Origin of the sequence: Myxococcus sp. RHSTA-1-4 (assembly GCF_020037125.1) — a bacterium.
Classification (GTDB): domain Bacteria; phylum Myxococcota; class Myxococcia; order Myxococcales; family Myxococcaceae; genus Myxococcus.
In genome coordinates this window covers 1-18,000 of the sequence record NZ_JAIQDG010000001.1, presented here as the reverse complement: position 1 = coordinate 18,000, position 18,000 = coordinate 1, and the positions used below count along the sequence as shown (strand labels likewise).

The window sequence follows — 18,000 nt, the reverse complement described above, 5'->3', positions numbered from 1 at the left end:
CCACCCCGTGGACGTGGCTGCGCGCGAGGTGGAGCCGTGAAGCGACGGACGTTCCGCGCGGAGGGCGCACTGGTGGGGCGGGGCGTGGCGGACGCGGTGGCCTCCGAGCTGGGGCTGCCGGCGGCGGAGGCGCGTCGGCTGGTGGACGTGGGCGCGGTGTACGTGGGCGGGCGGCGGAGCCGGGACGCCCGGGCGCGGCTGACGGCGGGGCAGGTGGTGATGGTGGTGCTGGAGGAGGGCGGTGAGAGCCCGCTGGCCGAAGCGCCACCGCCCCCGGCGCTGCGCGTGTTGTACGAGGACGCGGAGGTCATCGCCGTGGACAAGCCGGCGGGACTGACGGCGCAGCCCACGGAGGGGCGCGTGGGCGGGAGTCTGGTGGACCTGGTGGGCGCGCACCTGGGACGCGAGGCGGGGCTGGTGCACCGGCTGGACCGGGAGACCTCCGGGGTGACGGTGTTCGGGAAGACGGCGCGGGCCACGTCGGCGCTGGCCGAGGAGTTCCGCGAGGGACGGGCGCGCAAGCGGTACGTGGCGGCGACGGGGCCGGGGCTGCCGCCCTCGGGGACGGTGGACCTGCCGCTGTCGAAGGACCCGTCACGTCCCGGACGCTGGCGGGCGACTCGCGCGGCCAACGGGGTGCCCGCGCTGACGGACTTCCGCACGCTCTACGCGGGGCCGGAGTTCTGCGTGGTGGAGCTGCTGCCCCAGACGGGACGCACGCACCAGCTCCGCGCGCACCTGACGGCGCTCGGGGCGCCGATTCTCGGGGATGCGCGTTATGGCGGCGCGGCGAAGGCGGGTGGGGTGGAGGCGCCGCGGTGCCTGCTGCATGCGCAGGCGCTGGAGCTGGGACACCCGCGCACGGGCAAGGTGCTGCGCGTGGAGGCGCCGGTGCCGGAGGACCTGATGCGGTTCTTCACCGCGGCGGGGATTCCTCCTCCCCAGGGCGTCATCGCGGAGTCGCGAGGCGAGCGAGTCGTGACTGGCGAGGAGGGGTGATGCGGCCGCCTACTCGTCCCATGGCGAGCCAGCGGGAAGCGGCCCCTCGCAGGACTTGAGGCGGACAGGCGCAAGCTGGATTGAGTTGGTGCCCTCCGCTGTCGGGGGCTCGGCAGGGGCATCCGCATCTCCGGCGCAAACCGCACAGAGGCGTCCCGGCTGGAGGACCTGGTCCACCGGCTCCTTCGAGGTTCTGCCACGTACGCGGAGGTTGCCGTCAGGCTCACGGCTCAGTTCCAGGCGCTCGGGGCCGGGATACCACCCCATGACCCCCATCCACTTGAAGCGCTGCTTGCCCTGCTCCGGCAACAGAACCAGGGTGGTGCCGTTCAGCTCCCAGCGGCCCTTCTCCTCGCCCCAGCTATCGCAGCCATTCAATGTCCAGCGCCAGCCTGAGTCATCGAGCTGAAGGTTGAGCGCATCCGGCCCTTTGCGGAGGTGGAAGACGCCGCGGACCCCCTCTGGAAGCGGAGTGCCGCCAGCCCTGGATGCCGAAACTCCTGCTGAGAGCGCGAGTCCAGAGCCCAGGAGCACGCCAATGATGGTTCGCGTCGGATGCCACCGCATCACTCATACCTCCCACCGGCAACGCTGCGTCTACCCGCCCAGCACCGACCCTACTACACGAGCCGCATCACGCCGCGCAGGTGAAGTCGCGCCCCTCCACCCAGCCGCGTGCCGTCAGGTCGGCGCGGATTTCCTCCCGCGCCCAGCGCACGCCCACGCAGACCAGCAGGTGGCCCCGCTCACGCTCCGGCGGGCCAAGCTTCTCCGGTGACACCACGGGGATGCCCTGGATGCACGTGCCCACCTTGCGCGGGTGGACATCCACGAAGCGCTCCACCGCGGCGCCCTCCTCGCGCAGGAAGCGGGCCAGTGTCTTGCCGCTCGGGCCCGCGCCCCACACCGTGCAGGGACGCCCGTCCGCCAGGGGCCCGCGTCCACGCACCAGGTAGTGCGCCTTCGTCCACGTGAAGCGCCGCACCGCATAGCGCGGGTCCGTCCACGTCAGCCGCTGGTCGCTGTCCCTCCAGCGCAGCAGCACCTCCGCGACGTTCCTCATGCCGTGGCCCCGGTCCATCAACTCCAGCCACAGGGCGTAGTCCTCCGGGAAGTCCCCGTGCTTCCAGCCGCCCGCGGCCACCACGGCCTCCCGGCGCAGGCACACCGAGGGGTGGCACACCGGGCTCTCGATGAAGCGCTCGCGGTAGAGGCGCTCGGCCGAGGTCAGCCCGTTGAGCCATGCCGCGTAGGCCTGGAAGGAGGGGCTCACGGGCTGGTCCTCGCGGAACAGCTCCACGCCCGTGCCCACCCCGGCCAGCTCCGGCTCGGCCTCCAGCGCGGCCACGCTCGCCTCCAGCCGGCGGGGCAGTGCCTCGTCGTCCGCGTCCATCCGGGCCACATAGGGCGAGGTGGCCTTCCCGAGCGCCAGGTTCAGCGCCGCCACCAGCCCCCGGCCTCCACCGTCGAGGACCTCCACCCGGGTGTCCCTCGCCGCGAGCCCCTCCAGCACCGCCCGCGTACCGTCCGTGGAACCGTCATCCACCGAGAGCACGCGGAGGTCCCCGAAGGTGCCCTCCAGGAGGCTTTCCACGGCCCGGGCCACGGTGGTCTCCGCATTTCGGGCGGGGAGAAGGACGGTGACAGCCGGGACGGGCATCGTTGTGTAGACTGCCCCACCCATGGGTGGCGTGAGAAACGGCAAGAGCGCCGGCACGCCGGAGCCCGCGGCCGCCCGACAGGACGCGCTGCGAGCCGGCGCGCCCGACGTCGGGCCGGCGGAGGAAACGCGAGACGCGGTGGACCGGCACCTCCGGTCCGCCTTGGGCCTGTTGCGCGAGGGCTCCGCGCCCCGGGCCTTCGGCGAGCTGGCCCGCGCCAGCCGCACCGCGCCCATGACGCCGCGCCTGGCCGCCGCCCTCGTGCGTTTCGCCCTGCTGGCGGGCACCGAGGCCGCCGCCATCACCCTCCTGGAGGCCGCGACGGGCCCGACTCCCGCCGTCCGCCTCGCGGCGCGCCGGCAGCTCGCGCGGGTGCTGCGGCGGGTGGGGCAGCTCCCTCGCGCCATCGCCTCGCTGGAGGCCATCCTCACGGAGTACCCCGAGGACCGGCGGGCACGGTGGGGACTCGAGGTGCTCCGGGCTCGGCTGGAGGGTGAGCCGGCCTCCAGTGGCGTGCTGTCGAAGCTGCCGGCCCGGAAGGCCGGGGTCCAGGTCCCCGCCATCTGGGAGGAGGACTCCGGCTGCCGCTCCAAGACGGAGCTGGAACTTCCGGCGGTGGACCTGTCATCGGGCGCATCACGGACCGAGCTTCGTACGAAGACCGAGGTGGAGCTCCCCGCGTTGAACCTGGGGGGGCCGGGCGCGGAGTCTCGAACGAAGACGGAGGTGGAGCTTCCGGCGTTCGGCCTGTCACCGGGAGCGCCACGGCGGTCGAAGCCACTGGGGGAAGGCGCTCCTCGCTCCGAGCCTCCATCACCCGTGCGTGCGGAGCGAACGGAGGCTCCACCCGCTACCCAGGCCGCAGCGGGACCCGTGAAGGACCGGCCCGCCGCCGAGGCCTCTCCGTGGGAGACGCAGGAAGTCTCCATGGCGGACCTGGAGGCCGCGCTTGGAGCCGCGCATTCGCCGGGCGCCGCCGTGCCAGCCGCTGGCGCCGGGCCCGCGCGTCCGGGAGCTGCCTCCCGAGCCGAGGATGCGGAGGAACTGGCACGCTCACAGAAGCTGGAGGCCCAGCTCATCGCACGGCAGGCCTGGCGCGAGCTGGCCCAGCTCTACCTGAAGCGCGCCGACCGGGCGAAGGATGCGGCGGTGCGCGCGGAAGCGCTGACCCGCCTCGCGGAGGTGATGGAGACCGAGCTCCAGGACCCCGCGGGCGCCGCGCGCATGTACCGCGAGATTGTCGACCTGACCGGAGACCGCGCCGCGCTCCGTGAGCAGGTGCGGCTCCTATCCTCGCGTGGAGATGCATCCCTCGTGCGGCGTGCGCTCGACGAGGCCATCCAGCGGGCTCGCTCGGACCGGGCTCGTGCCGGGGCCCTCCTCACGCGGGGCGAGCGCTGGCTTCACATGGGCGAGCCGCTCAAGGCCCGCGAGGACTTCGAGGCAGCGGATGCGCTCGCGCCGGGGCTGCTGCCCGTGCTCGCCGGGCTGCTCCGCTGTGTCACCGACGCGGAGCGTCCAGCCGCCGCCGAGCGGCTCCGTCTCGCGCTGGCGGCCGCGCCTCGCCGCGCGCCCGACCGGCTCGAAGCGCTGCGCCTGCTCGCCCAGGCGGCCGAGGAGTCCCTGGTCGACCTTCGCATGGCGCAGTGGGCCTGGACCGAGGTGCTCGCGGAGAGCCCCGATAGCGAGCTTGCCCGAGAGCGGCTCGTGGCGCTCGCGCGGAGGTTGGGAGACCCGAAGGCGCTCGGCCACCTCCTCCGCGCGCAGCTTGCCCGGGAGTCCCGAGGTCCTTCCGCCCGCCAGGCCCGCCTGGAGCTCGTGTCCACGTTGGAGGCCCTGGGCGACGCGGAGGCCGCGCTGCACGAGCTGCGTCAGGCGGTGCGCTACGAGCCCGGCCACAAGGAGGCGTGGCTGCTCCTGGTGGACCGGCTCATCGCGCGCGGGAACATGGGCGAGGCGGCGTGGGCGCTGGAGCACGCCGCCACCGCCACGGAGGACGAACTGGAGCGCGAGCGCACCTGGGAGCGGCTCGCTCGGCTCTGGACGGACGTGCTGCGCAATCCCGAGCGCGCACAGGTCTTCGCACGTCGCGCGGAGGGGCTGCGGCTGGCCCGCGAGGAGCGCGAGATGCCTCCTCCCGAGCCCCCACGCAGCGCCACGCCCCGGCGCGAGCCGAGCGGCCCCAGGTCGCCGCTCGTCCCGGCTCCCCCCACGGTGTCCCTCACGCCTTCGGGCATCGCGGCACTGGCCAACGAGGTCACCTCCACCACCGACCCTGACGCTCCGCCCGCGGCGGTGGGCGAACCCGTCTCCGGCAATGAGGGGGCACGTGCTCGCGGGGGGGGCGCGTCGTCCCCCGGCGCGCGCGACAGGGCTGCTCCGGGAGGGGCGTCAGCGGTCTCCGGGCCTCCGGGAGAGCGGGCCGAGCGTACGTCCGCGGCTCCGACCGGCAAGGCCGTGCAGTCCTCGGAGGCGCCACCAGAGGAGCCTGCTCCGGCGTCGCCGGCTCGCCGTGGGAAGCGTGCGTCCAAGGCGGGTGGCGCCAGTGCACCGCCAGCGAAGGCTGGACCTGAATCCTCCCGAGCACCCGCTTCGGCCGCGGGCGATGCGGCTCCTGCCGGTGAAGGTCCTGGGCGCCCCGCCGGGCCTGCTCGCGCGTCGGGTGGAACGAACGTTCCTTCCACCGCGGAGGGCGCCGGTGACGGGGCGTCCCGCGCCGAACGCGCGCCCGCGTCGGGTGGAACGAACGTTCCTTCCACGCCGGTGGGCGCCGGAGCCGGGTCGCGCCGCGCCGAACGCGCCCCCGCGTCAGGCGGAACGAACGTTCCTTCCACGCCGGTGGGCGCCGGAACCGGGTCGCGCCGCGCGGACCGGGCCCCCGCTGCAGGTGGAACGAACGTTCCTTCCACCTTGGTGGGCGCCGGAGCCGGGTCGCGCCGCGCTGACCGGGCATCCGTCGCGGCGCCCCCCGCCGGTTCGCCCGCCGCACCCTCGGGCCGGGCCGAGCCGCGCGCCTCCGCTTCAGGTGGAGCTGCCCCAGCTTCGAAGTCACCCGCTCCGCCGCGAGGCGCGGCCCCACGGGGAGAGAAGCACTCCGCCCCTCCGGCCGTGAGCGACGGCGAGCCCTCCGTCGCGGCCACGCGGGCCCTGGGCGCCAGCACCCGCGTCCACGGTCAGCAAGGGCGGTCCGCCGCCGGTGACACCGACTCGCCCTCCCGGGGCGCACAGGCCACGGACCTCATGGCCGGCGAGGCCCTGGACCTCGGCTCCGCGCCCGTGCCGGAGACGCGCGTCATCTCCTGGGAAGCCCCTCCCGGCCGCATGGACCCGGTGCGCCGCATCGTCCGCTCGCGTCCGGAGGGCACCGTCTCCCTGCCCGCGCCAGGCCGCCCCGCCGCCGCGAAGCCTCCGCCTCCTCCCGAGACGCGCGAGCCTCCCGCCAGGGTGGGGCCCGGGGCCGCGGAGACGCGCGAGGCCCCCGTCGTCGTCGAGCCGTCCCCGGACACCGAGCCCAACGCCTTCCGCCACCTCCGCGAGCGCCCGCTCGACGCGAAGCCCTACCGCGAGCTCGCCGGCTACTTCGACGAACGCGGCGACGCCGCCCGGGCCACGCTGATGCGGGAAATCGCCGACGCCCTCGAAGGGCGCGAGACGCCAACCCCCCGCCACCAGCGTCCTCCGCTCACGTCCGACGAGCGCGCCGGCCTGCGCCACCCCGGCCTGCGCACGCCCTCGGGCGAGCTGCTCGCCTGCACCGGCATCGCCCTCTGCCGCCTGTTCCCCGCCCAGGGCCGCGCCGCCGGCACGTCGGAGCCCCTGCGCGCCTCCGCGGGCCCTGGTGCTCCCGCCGTCCTCGACGCGCTCCACACCTCCGCGCGCCTGCTGGGCGTCCACCTGCCGGAACTGGTGCTCGCCGAGGACGACGGCCCGCCCTTCACCGCCGTCCACACCGGCAGCCCGCGCCTGCTCGTGGGGCGGCTCGCGCTTCGCCAGCCGCTGCCCGCCGCCGAGCTCCGCTTCCACGCCGGCCGCGCGCTGCTGTCACTGTCCCCGGACCTGCTGGCCCTGCGCGCCCTCAAGGGCGGCCAGCTCCTGCGCGCCCTGGCCCTCCTCACCACCATCCTGAAGGACCCGCGCGCCTCCGGCCCCGAGGCCCGCGTGGTGCGCGAGTCCCTCTCGCCCCGAGCCCTGGAGCGCGCCGTCGCCCTGGTGGAGCCCGGCACCCGTGACTTCAATGCCTCCGCGCTCGCGGACGCGGCACGGGACTCGGCCAACCGCGCGGGGCTCGTCGCCTGTGGGAGCGTGGGCCCCGCCCTGGCCGTCCTGCGCGCGCGCCACAACCCGGACGCGGAGCTGGTGGAGCTGCTGCGCTTCGCCGCGTCCGAGCGCTACCTCGAGCTGCGCGCGCCGCGCTGACTCACCGCATCTGCATCTTGAAGGTGAGCGCCAGCAGGCGCCCCTTCGGGCCGCCCAGGTCGTGGCGGTAGCCGATGTCCAGCCCGCCGCCGCTCTCCGTCATGAAGCCGATGCCCGTGCTGAGCTGCGACGTGCGCAGGAAGCCGTCATACGTGTAGCCCGCCCGCACCGGCAGCACCTGCCCGAGGAGGTACTCCAGGCCGCCGCTGTACGTGAACGTGTTCTCGTTGTTCGTCGTGAAGTCCGCGCGCACGTCGCCGGCCACCGTCAGCATCCCCGTCAGCACGCCCACGTGCGCCGAGTAGTAGCGCGTCAGCTCCTCGTCACCCGTGTCGATGAGGTTGTGCGCCGAGACGCCCGCCACGAACGAGTTGGACAGCCGCAGCAGCAGCCCCGTGTCCACGGTGACGGAGTTCACGTACCGCGACTGGCCGCTCAGGCGCAGGTAGCGCGCCGTGGCGCCAATCATCAACATCTGGCTCAGCGGCAACCCCACGCCCAGGGAGCTGAGGTGCGCGCTGGAGCGGGCGCCGCCGCGCCCCAGGCTCACCCAGTGGTAGTCCACGCCCATGGCGAGCTTGCTGGTGGCGGCGTCGACGATGGAGATGCCCAGCAGGCCCTCCTTCTGTTCGACGTCCCACGCGCCCGTGCCCTCCACCCGGTAGGACGGGTAGAGGGCCATGGCGGCGGGGTTGCCCAGCACGGCCTCGGAGCCCAGGCCCAGGGCCCGGTACGCTCCGCCCATGCCGTAGGCCCGGGCGCTCATGACGTCTCTCAGGTCCTCGGAGGGCTGGGCCAGGGCGGCGGTGGACACACACAGGGCGAACAGCAGGACTGTGGGGCGGAGCGGCATGGCGTTCGCATCCTATCGAGCTTGAAGGGGTCGGAGGCCATCAATAGATTCCCGGCCCGCATGTCCGCCAGCCCCCTCGCTCGGTCCACCAGACTACACGTTCACGGGCCCACGCTACGTCGCGGGTGACAAGGCGGCCCCCCTCAAGGCCAATATCGCCTCCGCGCTCGAGCGCCTGGATTGCTCGAATTCCTTGCGCGAGGTCATCGAGACGGAGAAGCCGTGAAGCGCATTGCCGCACTCCTCGCAGTCCTGGTCTCCTTCGCCGCGGGTGCCTACGTGTTGCCCGGGAGCTCCATCCTCCGCCGCATGGTGGCCGAGCGCAGCGAGCTCAAGCTGTCCTCTCTCCGCGTGGAAGGCTCGGTCAGCTTCAGCGGCCCGGCGGTGAAGGAGGCCGGCGCCGCGCTGGGCACTCCCACGGACCGTCCCGAGATTCAGGGCGACGGCACGCTGTACATCCGCGTGCCGGGACGCTGCCGCTTCGAGGCCGCCGTGCCCGACGGCAACGCCCGTGCCGCCTCGGTGCAGGCGGGTGGCCGCCGCCGCGCGGAGGGCACCGAGGTGCCTTCCATGTCGGTGCTCGTCGCGCAGGTGTGCCCCATCCTCGCGGCGGGGGGCGGCGACGTGCAGGACCTCAAGGAGTCGCTGATGCAGTACCTCCAGTCGCTGGGCGTGGAGACGGGCCGCACCGGGCTGGCGCGCTTCGGCGGCGAGGTGGCCTATGTGATTGGCGAGATGGCCGAGGGCCGCCCGCAGTTCTGGGTCTACAAGGACTCCTTCCGGCCGGCGCGGCTGCGCTACACGGACAGCGCCAACAACGCCTGGGACGTGCGCTTCCTGGACTACACGTCGCCCGCCACGGGCGAGTGGATGCCGCGCACCATCGAGGTCTGGCGCGGTGGGCAGCGCACCCTGCGCTTCACCGCGCTCAAGGGGGACAACCGGGCGGCCATCCCGGACAAGCTCTTCGCGCCGTAGCCGTCGCTTCGCTCCGCCGGGCTCCCACCTCCGTAGCCCTTGCGACGCGCGGGCCGCCGATGAAGAGTCCGGCCCGCACGGCCGGGGCTCCACCCGGCCCTCGACGAAGAAAGAGGAGACGCACATGAAGGTGTACGGCCACCCGATGAGCACCTATACGCGCAAGGTTCTCACCACCCTGGCGGAGAAGGGGCACGAGGCCCAGTTCGTCCTCGTGGACCTGGGGAAGGGTGAGCACAAGCAGCCCGCGCACGTGGCCCGCCATCCGTTCGGTGTCGTCCCCGCGTTCGAGGACGACGACGGCTTCATGCTGTACGAGGCGAGCGCCATCTTCCGCTATCTGGACCGCAAGCTGACGGGCCCCTCGCTCACGCCGGCGGACGCGCGCGCGTACGCGCGGATGGAGCAGTACATCAGCGTGGAGAGCTCCTACTTCGGCCCGGCGGCGATGAAGGTCATCTGGGAGCGGTTCTTCAAGCCGTACATGGGCGGCGGCGCGGCGGACGAGGCCCGCGTGGCGGAGGGCCTCCAGGGCGTGGAGAAGGTCTTCGGTATCGTCGACCCGGTGCTGGGCAAGCAGCAGTACCTCGCGGGTGACAGTTTCTCGCTCGCCGAGGTGTGCTGGATGCCGTACATGGAGTTCTTCATCGCGTCCGGCGGCGGCGAGCTCGTCGGCAAGTACAAGAACGTGGCCGGCTGGTGGGAGCGCGTCGGCGCCCGCCCGTCGTGGAAGAAGGTCGCCGGCAAGTAGTTCGCGGCACCGGTGCTCCCTGGCCGGGGCCCCTCGAATGGGGCCCCGTGCCCGCTCCACCGCCTTCGCCAGCCGTGCCCACGGGTGAGGACCCGGGAGGGCATGTCAGACCCGTCCTGCACTGTGTACCCCGGGAGCAGGACGGATGGGGCAGGGGCGGCGGTTGAAGGGAGCGACATGGAACAGCATTCCTTGTGGGACGACACGCGCCAGGAGCCGGTGGAGAACCCCTCCACGCGGGGTTCCATGTCCGTGCGTACCTCCGGTGCGAGGAGCCGCCGGGAACTGTCCGAGCCCGAAGGCGCCGCTACAGTGGGCCCCGCAGTGAGTCCTCCCGTCCTGGCCTCCATCGCCGTGGGCCGCCCCGTCCGGGGCGAGTTCACCTACTCCGTCCCGAATGAGCTCGCCGGCCACCTGGCGCCGGGCCAGCGCGTGCTGGTGCCCTTCGGCCGCGGCACGGCGCTGGGCTTCTACCTGGGGCCCGCCTCCCCGCCCGCCGAGGAGGGGGTGAAGCTCAAGCCGATTCAGCGCGTGCTGGAGGACTCGCCGTCGCTGCCGCCGGACCTCATCGCCCTCCTGCGCTTCGCGGCCGTGCACTACCGCTACCCGCTGGGCGAGGTCATCCGAGGCGCGCTGCCCCCCGGGCTGTCCAAGGCGGTGGACGAGAAGGAGGCGAAGCCGGACGTGCAGCACTTCGCGGTGGCGCTCGTCAACGAGGTGCCCGCGGAATTGCACCGCGCGCCCGCCCAGTCCGCCGCGCTCGCCTACCTGCTGGCCGTAGGAGGGCGCGCTCCGCTGGAGGAGGTGTCCCACGCGATTCCGGGCGCGCGAGAGACGCTGAAGAAGCTCGCCGCGCGCGGCCTGGCGCGCATCGAGGAGAAGAAGCTGGAGGCCGGGGTGAAGGAGGGCCTCATCCAGGGCCGTCCCGAGCGCCTCACCCCCGAGCAGGACACGGCCGTGCAGGAGCTGCGCAAGGCCCTGGACGTGGGCGACTTCCAGCCCTTCCTCCTTCACGGTGTCACCGGGAGCGGGAAGACGGAGGTGTACCTGCGCGCGGCGGAGCATGCGCTGTCGCTTGGCAAGGGCAGCCTCATCCTGGTGCCGGAAATCGCGCTGACGCCGCAGCTCGTGGGCCGCTTCCGCAGCCGCTTCGGCTCGGACGTGGCGGTGCTGCACTCGGCGCTGAAGGACCGCGAGCGCCTCTTCCACTGGCAGGCGCTGCGCCGCGGAGACGTGAAGATTGCCGTGGGCGTGCGCTCGGCGGTGTTCGCCCCGGTGGACAACCTGGGCCTCATCGTCGTGGACGAGGAGCACGACCCGTCCTTCAAGCAGGAGGACAAGCTGCGCTACCAGGCCCGTGATTTGGCCGTGGTGCGCGGCAAGCAGGCGGGGGCGGTGGTGGTGCTGGGCTCGGCGACTCCGGCGCTGGAGACGCTGGAGAACGTGCGGCGCGGGCGCTACCGGCTGCTGGAGCTGAAGAACCGGGTGGATGACCGGCCCATGCCGAGCATCGAGCTGGTGGACCTGCGCGTGGAGCGCCCCCGCGAGGGCGTGGTGACGGAGGAGGCGCCCATCCTCAGCCCGCCGCTCCTGGCGGCCATGGAGGAGACGATTGGCCGCGGGCAGCAGGTCATCCTCTTCCTCAACCGCCGGGGCCACAGCACCGTGCTGCTGTGCGAGGTGTGCGGCCTGTCGCTCAAGTGCAGCGAGTGCGACGTGTGCCTCACGCACCACCGCTCGCAGAACCGGGTGGTGTGCCACTACTGCGGCCTGGCCATGCCGGTGCCGGACCGGTGCGCGGAGTGCACGGGCCCCATGCTGCAGCTGGGCATCGGCACGGAGAAGGTGGAAGCGGAGGTGCTGGAGCGCATCCCCACCGCCCGCGTGGCGCGGCTGGACAGGGACTCGGCCACCAGCGCGGAGCGGCTGACGGAGATGCTGGCCTCGTTCGCCCGCAGGGAGCTGGACGTGCTGGTGGGCACGCAGATGGTGGCCAAGGGGCACGACTTTCCGGGCGTGACGCTGGTGTGCGTCGTCATGGCGGACACGTCGCTGGCCATTCCGGACTTCCGCGCGGCGGAGCGCACCTTCCACCTGCTCACCCAGGTGTCCGGACGCGCCGGACGGGGCAAGGACCCGGGGCGCGTGCTGGTGCAGACGTACAACCCGGACGCCGAGCCGGTGAAGCGCGTGCTGGCCCATGATTTCGATGGCTTCGCGCGGCAGGAATTGGAGTGGCGCAAGGCGCTGGCGTACCCTCCCTATTCGCGCATGGCCGCCGTCCGCCTGGAGGGGGAGCACCCCGAGCAGGTGGCCAGCGTGGCGCGCCACCTGGGCAACCTCGTCTCGCGGCACATGCCGCCCGCGTCGGCGGGGGTGCGCCTGCTGGGGCCGGCCCTGGCGCCCATCTCCCGCATCCGGGGAAAGACGCGGTGGCAACTGCTCGTGAAGGGGCCGACACATACGGCGCTCGCCCCGCTGCTCGCCAGGGTGGAGGCGGCCCTGGCTGACGTGCCCAACGCGGTGAAGGTCGTCATCGACGTGGATCCGGGGGCCATGCTGTAGACTGGTTGCCCCCCATGGGCGCACCGGTTCTCCTCGTCCACGACGACATCGCCACCATCGCCGCCGTGCGACGCCTCCTCACGCGTGAGGGGTACGAGGTCATCCTCGCCACCTCCGTCGCGGATGCGGTCATCGGCTTCGGGCACTACCAGCCCGTGCTCATCGTGCTCGCCCCCGCCGTGGAGAGCGGGCGCGGCCGGCTGGTGCTGGAGGAGCTGCTCCAGCACCCGGACGGGAAGAAGGCCCGCGTGCTGCTGCTGGGCGAGCCCATTGCCGGCTTCAGCGCCCCGGTGACGCCGCTGCCCCTGGATGGCACCAGCTTCATGGTGCTGGTGGACTCCATCATCCGCGCGCCCTCCGAGGCGGATGCCTGGCACGTGGTGGAGAACCGCACCCTGCCCGCGTCCGGCCCCAATGCGGACGCACCGGCGGGGACCGAGGCCGAGGCCTGGCACGCCACCTCGCCGCCGTCTCCGGTGGCGGGAGACCCCGCGCTGGCCAATGCGCTCTTCGGCGACCTGGCACCGCTGCACCAGGCGGACTGGGAGCTGGCGGCGATGACGCAGGAGGAGCGCACCGCGCACCAGACGTCCCTCGACATGCAGACCGCCATGGAGCAGGCGCACCAGGAGGTCGAGGCGCAGGCAATGGCCTCCATCGACTCGGTGCTCGCCTCGGGCGGGACGGAGGAGGCCTGGGGCGAGGGGACGCCGCCGGCCGCGGCCGACGACTGGGCCGCGGCCGTGGGTGACGGTGGGGCCGAGGCGGAGCCCGGGGCTTTGGCGGACTCCGTGGGTGCGGAGGTTCCGGCGGGGACGGGTGATGTGGAGGCGGAGGCCCGCGCGGAGGCCGAGCGCCTGGCGCAGCTCGAAATCGAAGCGGCCCTGGCGCGAGAGCAGGCGGAGCTGGCGGCGGAGGCCTCGCCACCGGTCGGACAGCTCGCGTGGACGGAGGAGCCCGTCTCGCAGCCCGTGACGCGTCCGGCGGCCTCGGGGCCGCAACTGGGAGACGAGGGCTTCTTCGACGTCCCGGGGGAGACGGCGGTGGGGGCCGAGACGTCCTTCGCGGGGGCCGCGGCCGAGACTCCGGGGTGGATGGAGCTGCCCCCGGACCCCGAGATGGAGAACACCGCTCGGATGGCGGAGGGCTGGTCCGAGCCGGCTCCGGCGTCCGAGGTTGCTCCGGTTGGGGCAGAGAGCGAGTCCTGGGCGCCGGATGCGTCTTCCGCGCAGGACTCGGAGTGGGGAACGGAGGCCGAGCTGGGAGAGGACGGCCCGGCCGGGGCGGACCTGGGGGCCTCTGCCGGCGCGTCCTCCGAGGACAGCGCCGCACCGGAGGACTCGGGCGAGCCCGCCTCGGACGAGGCCGTGCCGTCGGCCTGGGACATCCTCGAGGCGGAGCTGCAGGCCGCGGTGCGCGCTCGCGAGGGGGAGGAGGCCGCGGCGAGCGGGGAGGGTGAGCGCGCTCCGGTCGAGGACGCGGGCGCGAGCGGGGACGGGCACGAGTCCGGTGCTGCCGCCGGCGCGGCTCCAGAGGACGGCGAGCCGGCTGCCGCCAGCATCGCGGCTCCGGATGCGGACGCGGACTGGAACGGTGTATCGGGTGCGGATGGCACCGCGGCCCCGGACGTGGGCGCGGACGCGGACTGGAGCGGTGTATCGGGTGCGGACGGCGCCGCGGCCCCGGACGTGGGCGCGGACGCGGACTGGAGCGGCGTCTCGGGTACGGACAGCGCCGCGGCTCCGGACGTGGGCGCGGACGCGGATTGGAGCGGCGTCTCGGGTACGGACAGCGCCTCGGCCCCGGACGTGGGCGCGGACGCGGATTGGAGCGGCGTCTCGGATACGGCCGACGCCTCGGCCCCGGACGTGGGCGCGGACGCGGATTGGGGCGGCGTCTCGGATACGGCCGACGCCTCGGCCCCGGACGTGGGCGCTGACGCGGGCTGGAGCGGCGGCCAGGCTCCGGTGAACACCGTGACTCCGGGGACGAGCGCGGGCGCGGACTGGTTCGACTCGGACACGGATACGGAGCCGGTTACCCCCGCCGTTGCATCCGCGCCGACGCTGCTGGAGTTCGCGCCTCCCGGGTTGGTGCAGAAGTCCTCGACGCTTCCGTCAAGCGGGGCGGACGAGGGCGACCCGCTCACCCACGAGGTGGCGCCTGTCGCGGCACCGGAAGGGGGCCTCGCCGTTGCCGGCGGCGGCGCGACGCCCGCCCTGCTCGCGCAGTGGCAGGCCCAGCAGGAGGAATCGGAGCGCCAGCTCGCGGAAGCCCACGAGCGCGTGCTCACGGCGCGAGCCGAGCTGGAGAAGGAAGTCGCGCTCCGCGGCGAACTCGAGCGGCAGGTCGCCGAGGCTCGCGAGCTGGGCGATTCGCTGCGCGGCATCCTGGACCGCGAGGCCGCGCTGCGAGTCGAAGCCGAGGCCGCGCGAGAGCAGGAAGCCTCGCTCCGGCACGTGGCCGAGCAGCTCGCGCAGGCGGCTCGCGAGCGGGAGCAGGTGCTGGACGAGGAGCGCTCGCGCGAGGCGGAGCTGCGGCTCGAAGCGGAGCGCCAGGTACGGGAGCTCCAGGCGCGGTTGAATGAGGCGGAGACCCGCGTGGGGACGGCGGCCCGCGAGCGTGCCACCGTGGACGCCGCGGCGAAGGCGGCGCTGGGACGCTTCGAGGAGCGGGAGCATGAGTTCACCGAGCTTCGCGCGCGGCTCGACGCGCTGACGGCGGAGCTCGAGGAGCAGGCGCGCCTCCGCGCCGAGGCGGAGGACCGGGCGCGGGATGTCCTGGCCTCGCGCGACGAGGCGCAGGTGCGCTCCGACGCGGAGGCGCTGGCTCGCGGCGAGCTGCAGGTGCGCATCGAGAAGCTCGAGGCGCGGCTCCGGGAAGAGACGAAGGCCCGCGCGGCGGCGGAGACGCGCGCCAAGGCGGCCATGCAGGCGCTGAAGGAGGTCGAGGCGCGGCTGGAGTCCGAGGCCGCCGGCCGCGTCGAGGCCGAGGCTCGCGCCGAGGCGGAGGCCAGGGCCCGGCGCGACGCGGACACCCGTGCCGAGTCGGCGGAGACGGCGACGTCCTCGGCGGAGGACCGGGCGGAAGCGGAGATTCGCGCCCGGGAAGCGGCGGAGGCCCGAGCGGAAGCGGAAGCCGAGGCTCGGCTCGAGGCGGAGACCCGCGCGGCCTCCGAGGCCAGCGCGCGCGCGGAAGCGGAAGCCCGAGCGGAGCTGGCGGCCCAGGCCCAGGCCCAGGCGGAGGAGCGCGCGGAGGCCGAGGCGAAGGCGCGGAAGGAGGCGGAGGCTCGCGCCAAGGCGGAAGCGAAGCGGCGTGCCGAGGCGGAGTCGCGCCTGGCGGCCGAGGCGAAGCAGCGCGCCAGGGCCGAAGCGCTCATCGAGGCCGAGGCGGAGATGCGTGCCGAGGACGAGGCTCGCGCCAATGCGGCGGCGAAGTGGAGCGAGGAGGCGGGAGCCCGTGCCGAGGCCGAAGCGAAGCAGCGCGCGGAAGCCGAAGCCCGTGCCGACGCCGAGGAGCAGCGGCGTGTAGAGGCGGAGGCTCGCGCCGAAAAGGAAGCCACGCTGAGGGCCGAGGCGGAGGCCCGTGCCGAAGCGGAAGCACGGCGGCGCCTGGAAGCGGAAGCGCGAGCCGAGGCCGAAGCTCGGGCACGCGCCGAATCCGAAGCGCGCGCCGAGGCTGGCGTCACGTCCAGCGCCGAGGCGGAGGCCCGCGCCGAAGCGGAAGCCACCCAGCGTGCCGAGGCGGAGGCCCGAGCGGAATCCGAAGCGCAGCAGCGTGCGGAGGCCGAGGCCCGCGTCGAAGCCGAGGCGAAGCAGCGTGCGGAGGCCGAAGCCCGCGTCGAAGCGGAAGCCACCCAGCGTGCCGAGGCCGAGGCCCGAGCCGAACAAGAGGCCAGCCAGCGCGCCGTAGCCGAGGCTCGCGCCGAGGCCGAAGCGAAGCAGCGCGCCGAGGTGGAAGCCCGCGCCGAGGCCGAAGCGAAGCAGCGCGCCGAGGTGGAAGCCCGCGCCGAGGCCGAAGCGAAGCAGCGTGCCGAGGCGGAGTCGCGCCTGGCGGCCGAGGCGAAGCAGCGTGCCGAGGCGGAAGCTCGCGCTGAAGCGGAAGCGAAGCGCCGGGCGGAGGCCGAGGCCCGCGCGGAGGCCGAGGCCAAGGCCCGCGCGGAAGCAGAGGCTCGCGCGCAGGAGGCCGCGCAGGCCCAGGCCGAAGCCGCCGCCCGTGCCAAGGCCGAGGGCCGCCACCGCACCGCGCTGGAGGTCCGCCTGGAGGCCGAGTCCCGGCAGCGCACCGCCGCGGAGACCCGGAACGAGGAGGAGTCCCGCGCCCGGAGCGCCGCCGAGGCCCGGCTCACCTCCCTCGAAGGTGAAATCCAGCAGGTGCGCGAGGAGCTCGCCCGCGAGCGCGAGGCGAGGGAGGCCGTCGAGAAGGCCCTGGAAGCGCTGCGCGCGGAGAAGGCGCAACTGGAGACCGAGTCCGCCGAGCAGCGCGCCCGTGCCGAGCGCGAGCGCCTGGAGCTGGAGGAGCGCGGGCGCCGCGAGGCCGAGGAGGCCGCCGCGCAGGCCCGTGCCTCGCTGCTCCCGCTGGAGACTCCGCCCGGCCGTCCGGAGCTCGCGGTGGCCCGCAGCGGCAGCGTCACCCAGGACGGGCTGGCGAAGCTGGTGCTCCGGCTCTGCGAGGCGCGCATGGAGGTGCGCCTGGAGCTGAAGGTGATGAACGCCCTGCGCGTCCTCTGGCTGCGGGACGGTGCGCTCGTGGGCGCCGTCTCCTCGGCGTCCGGCGAGTCGCTCATCGACCGGGCCCGCGCGGATGGCCTCATCGACGCGCGCCAGGAGGGCGAGCTGCGCCTGGTGCGCAGCGCCACCACGAGCGCGCTGCTGGACGCGCTGCGCGGCCGTGGCTACCTGCGCGAGTCCGAGGCCGTGCCGCTCGTGCAGCGCTACACCGAGCAGGTCTTCCTCGACGCGCTCGCGGAGCCCTCCACGCTGTACCGGCTGGTGGTGGAGCCGGCGCCGCACGAGGTGGCGCTCGCCGCCGCCACGCGTCCGCCGCTGCACCTGCTGGCCGAGGCCCTGCGCAACACGCTCACCGCCGAGTCCCTGCTGGAGGCGGCCGGCAGCCTGCGCGCGCGTGTCACCCGGGGCGACATCCAGATGGGCCCCGACGACTTCGGCCTGTCCCAGCGCGACCTGCAGCTCCTGTCGCAGGTGGATGGCGAGCACACGCTGGAGGCCCTGCTGCTGGGCGCGGGGCTGCCGCAGGACTCCGCCCTCAAGGCGCTCGCGGTGGCGCGGACGCTCGGGCTCATCACGCTCCAGCCGGCCAACGAGGAGGACGCCGGGGAGCTGCCGCCGGAGCTGGACGTGCGCCGCCTGGAGGCGAAGTACGAGGAGATCCAGGACGCCGACTACTTCACCGTGCTCGGGCTCGCCCGCACGGCGGGGAGCGAGGAGGTCAAGCGCGCGTACGAGCTGCTGGCCGCGGAGTTCCATCCGCTGCGCTTCGCGGGACATCCGGACCCGGCGCTCCAGCACCGTGCGCAGCAGATCCGCAGCGTGCTCTCCGAGGCGGCGCAGGCGCTGGGAGACGACCGGCTGCGCGCGGAGTACGCACGCAGTCTGCTCGACTGACGCCGGGAAGACGGCCGTGCGCGCGCGCGGCCGGAAGCCCCTGGGGGCGGTTGCCCGCCCGCTCCGGGGGAGTTAACACTACTGCGTCAGGGCCCCGAGGGGTGAACGGGGAGACCGAGCAGGCTGCGTGAGGTGCGTCGGTGGTTGGGGCGG

At 74.1% G+C, this 18,000-nt stretch carries 8 protein-coding genes; 6 read left to right on the top strand and 2 right to left on the bottom strand.

Going from position 1 to position 18,000, the window contains the following annotated elements; translation table 11 throughout:
* The first annotated feature begins 36 nt into the window (after positions 1-36).
* Positions 37-999, top strand: coding sequence for an RluA family pseudouridine synthase (locus K8638_RS00040; protein WP_223752291.1), 963 nt, complete (start codon positions 37-39; stop codon positions 997-999).
* 634 nt (positions 1,000-1,633) lie between these two features.
* Here K8638_RS00040 and K8638_RS00035 read toward each other — a convergent pair.
* Positions 1,634-2,659 carry a glycosyltransferase gene (locus K8638_RS00035; protein ID WP_223752290.1) on the bottom strand — a complete coding sequence of 342 codons (1,026 nt, stop codon included), beginning with the start codon at positions 2,657-2,659 and terminating at the stop codon, positions 1,634-1,636.
* A 22-nt stretch (positions 2,660-2,681) separates the two neighbouring features.
* On the opposite strand from K8638_RS00035, the gene K8638_RS00030 reads away from it, so the two are divergent.
* A complete protein-coding gene (locus K8638_RS00030) occupies positions 2,682-7,076 on the top strand; it encodes a hypothetical protein (protein WP_223752289.1) in 4,395 nt (1,464 codons plus the stop codon).
* A 1-nt stretch (position 7,077) separates the two neighbouring features.
* On the opposite strand, the gene K8638_RS00025 is transcribed toward K8638_RS00030, so the two are convergent.
* Positions 7,078-7,929 (bottom strand): hypothetical protein, encoded by an 852-nt coding sequence (locus K8638_RS00025; protein ID WP_223752288.1) that lies wholly within the window; start codon positions 7,927-7,929, stop codon positions 7,078-7,080.
* 222 nt (positions 7,930-8,151) lie between these two features.
* Here K8638_RS00025 and K8638_RS00020 point away from each other — a divergent pair, with 222 nt between their 5' ends.
* From K8638_RS00020 to K8638_RS00005, 4 genes are all read left to right on the top strand, one after another.
* Positions 8,152-8,907, top strand: a complete 756-nt coding sequence (locus tag K8638_RS00020) for a hypothetical protein (protein WP_223752287.1) — start codon at positions 8,152-8,154, stop codon at positions 8,905-8,907.
* 124 nt (positions 8,908-9,031) lie between these two features.
* Positions 9,032-9,658, top strand: a complete 627-nt coding sequence (locus K8638_RS00015; protein WP_223752286.1) for a glutathione S-transferase family protein — start codon at positions 9,032-9,034, stop codon at positions 9,656-9,658.
* 177 nt (positions 9,659-9,835) lie between these two features.
* The gene (gene priA / locus K8638_RS00010) at positions 9,836-12,223 is read left to right on the top strand and encodes a primosomal protein N' (protein ID WP_223752285.1); all 2,388 of its coding nucleotides are present in this window, start codon (positions 9,836-9,838) and stop codon (positions 12,221-12,223) included.
* A gap of 14 nt (positions 12,224-12,237) precedes the next feature.
* Complete coding sequence (locus K8638_RS00005) at positions 12,238-17,847, top strand: DnaJ domain-containing protein (protein WP_223752284.1); 5,610 nt, start codon at positions 12,238-12,240, stop codon at positions 17,845-17,847.
* Positions 17,848-18,000 lie beyond the last annotated feature (153 nt).

Excerpts from the sequence above, each read along its gene's own strand:
- priA (WP_223752285.1), top strand. The coding sequence starts at position 9,836 with ATGGAACAGCATTCCTTGTGGGACGACACGCGCCAGGAGCCGGTGGAG.
- K8638_RS00030 (WP_223752289.1), top strand. The coding sequence starts at position 2,682 with ATGGGTGGCGTGAGAAACGGCAAGAGCGCCGGCACGCCGGAGCCCGCG.
- K8638_RS00015 (WP_223752286.1), top strand. The coding sequence starts at position 9,032 with ATGAAGGTGTACGGCCACCCGATGAGCACCTATACGCGCAAGGTTCTC.
- K8638_RS00005 (WP_223752284.1), top strand. The coding sequence starts at position 12,238 with ATGGGCGCACCGGTTCTCCTCGTCCACGACGACATCGCCACCATCGCC.
- K8638_RS00025 (WP_223752288.1), bottom strand. The coding sequence starts at position 7,929 with ATGCCGCTCCGCCCCACAGTCCTGCTGTTCGCCCTGTGTGTGTCCACC.
- K8638_RS00035 (WP_223752290.1), bottom strand. The coding sequence starts at position 2,659 with ATGCCCGTCCCGGCTGTCACCGTCCTTCTCCCCGCCCGAAATGCGGAG.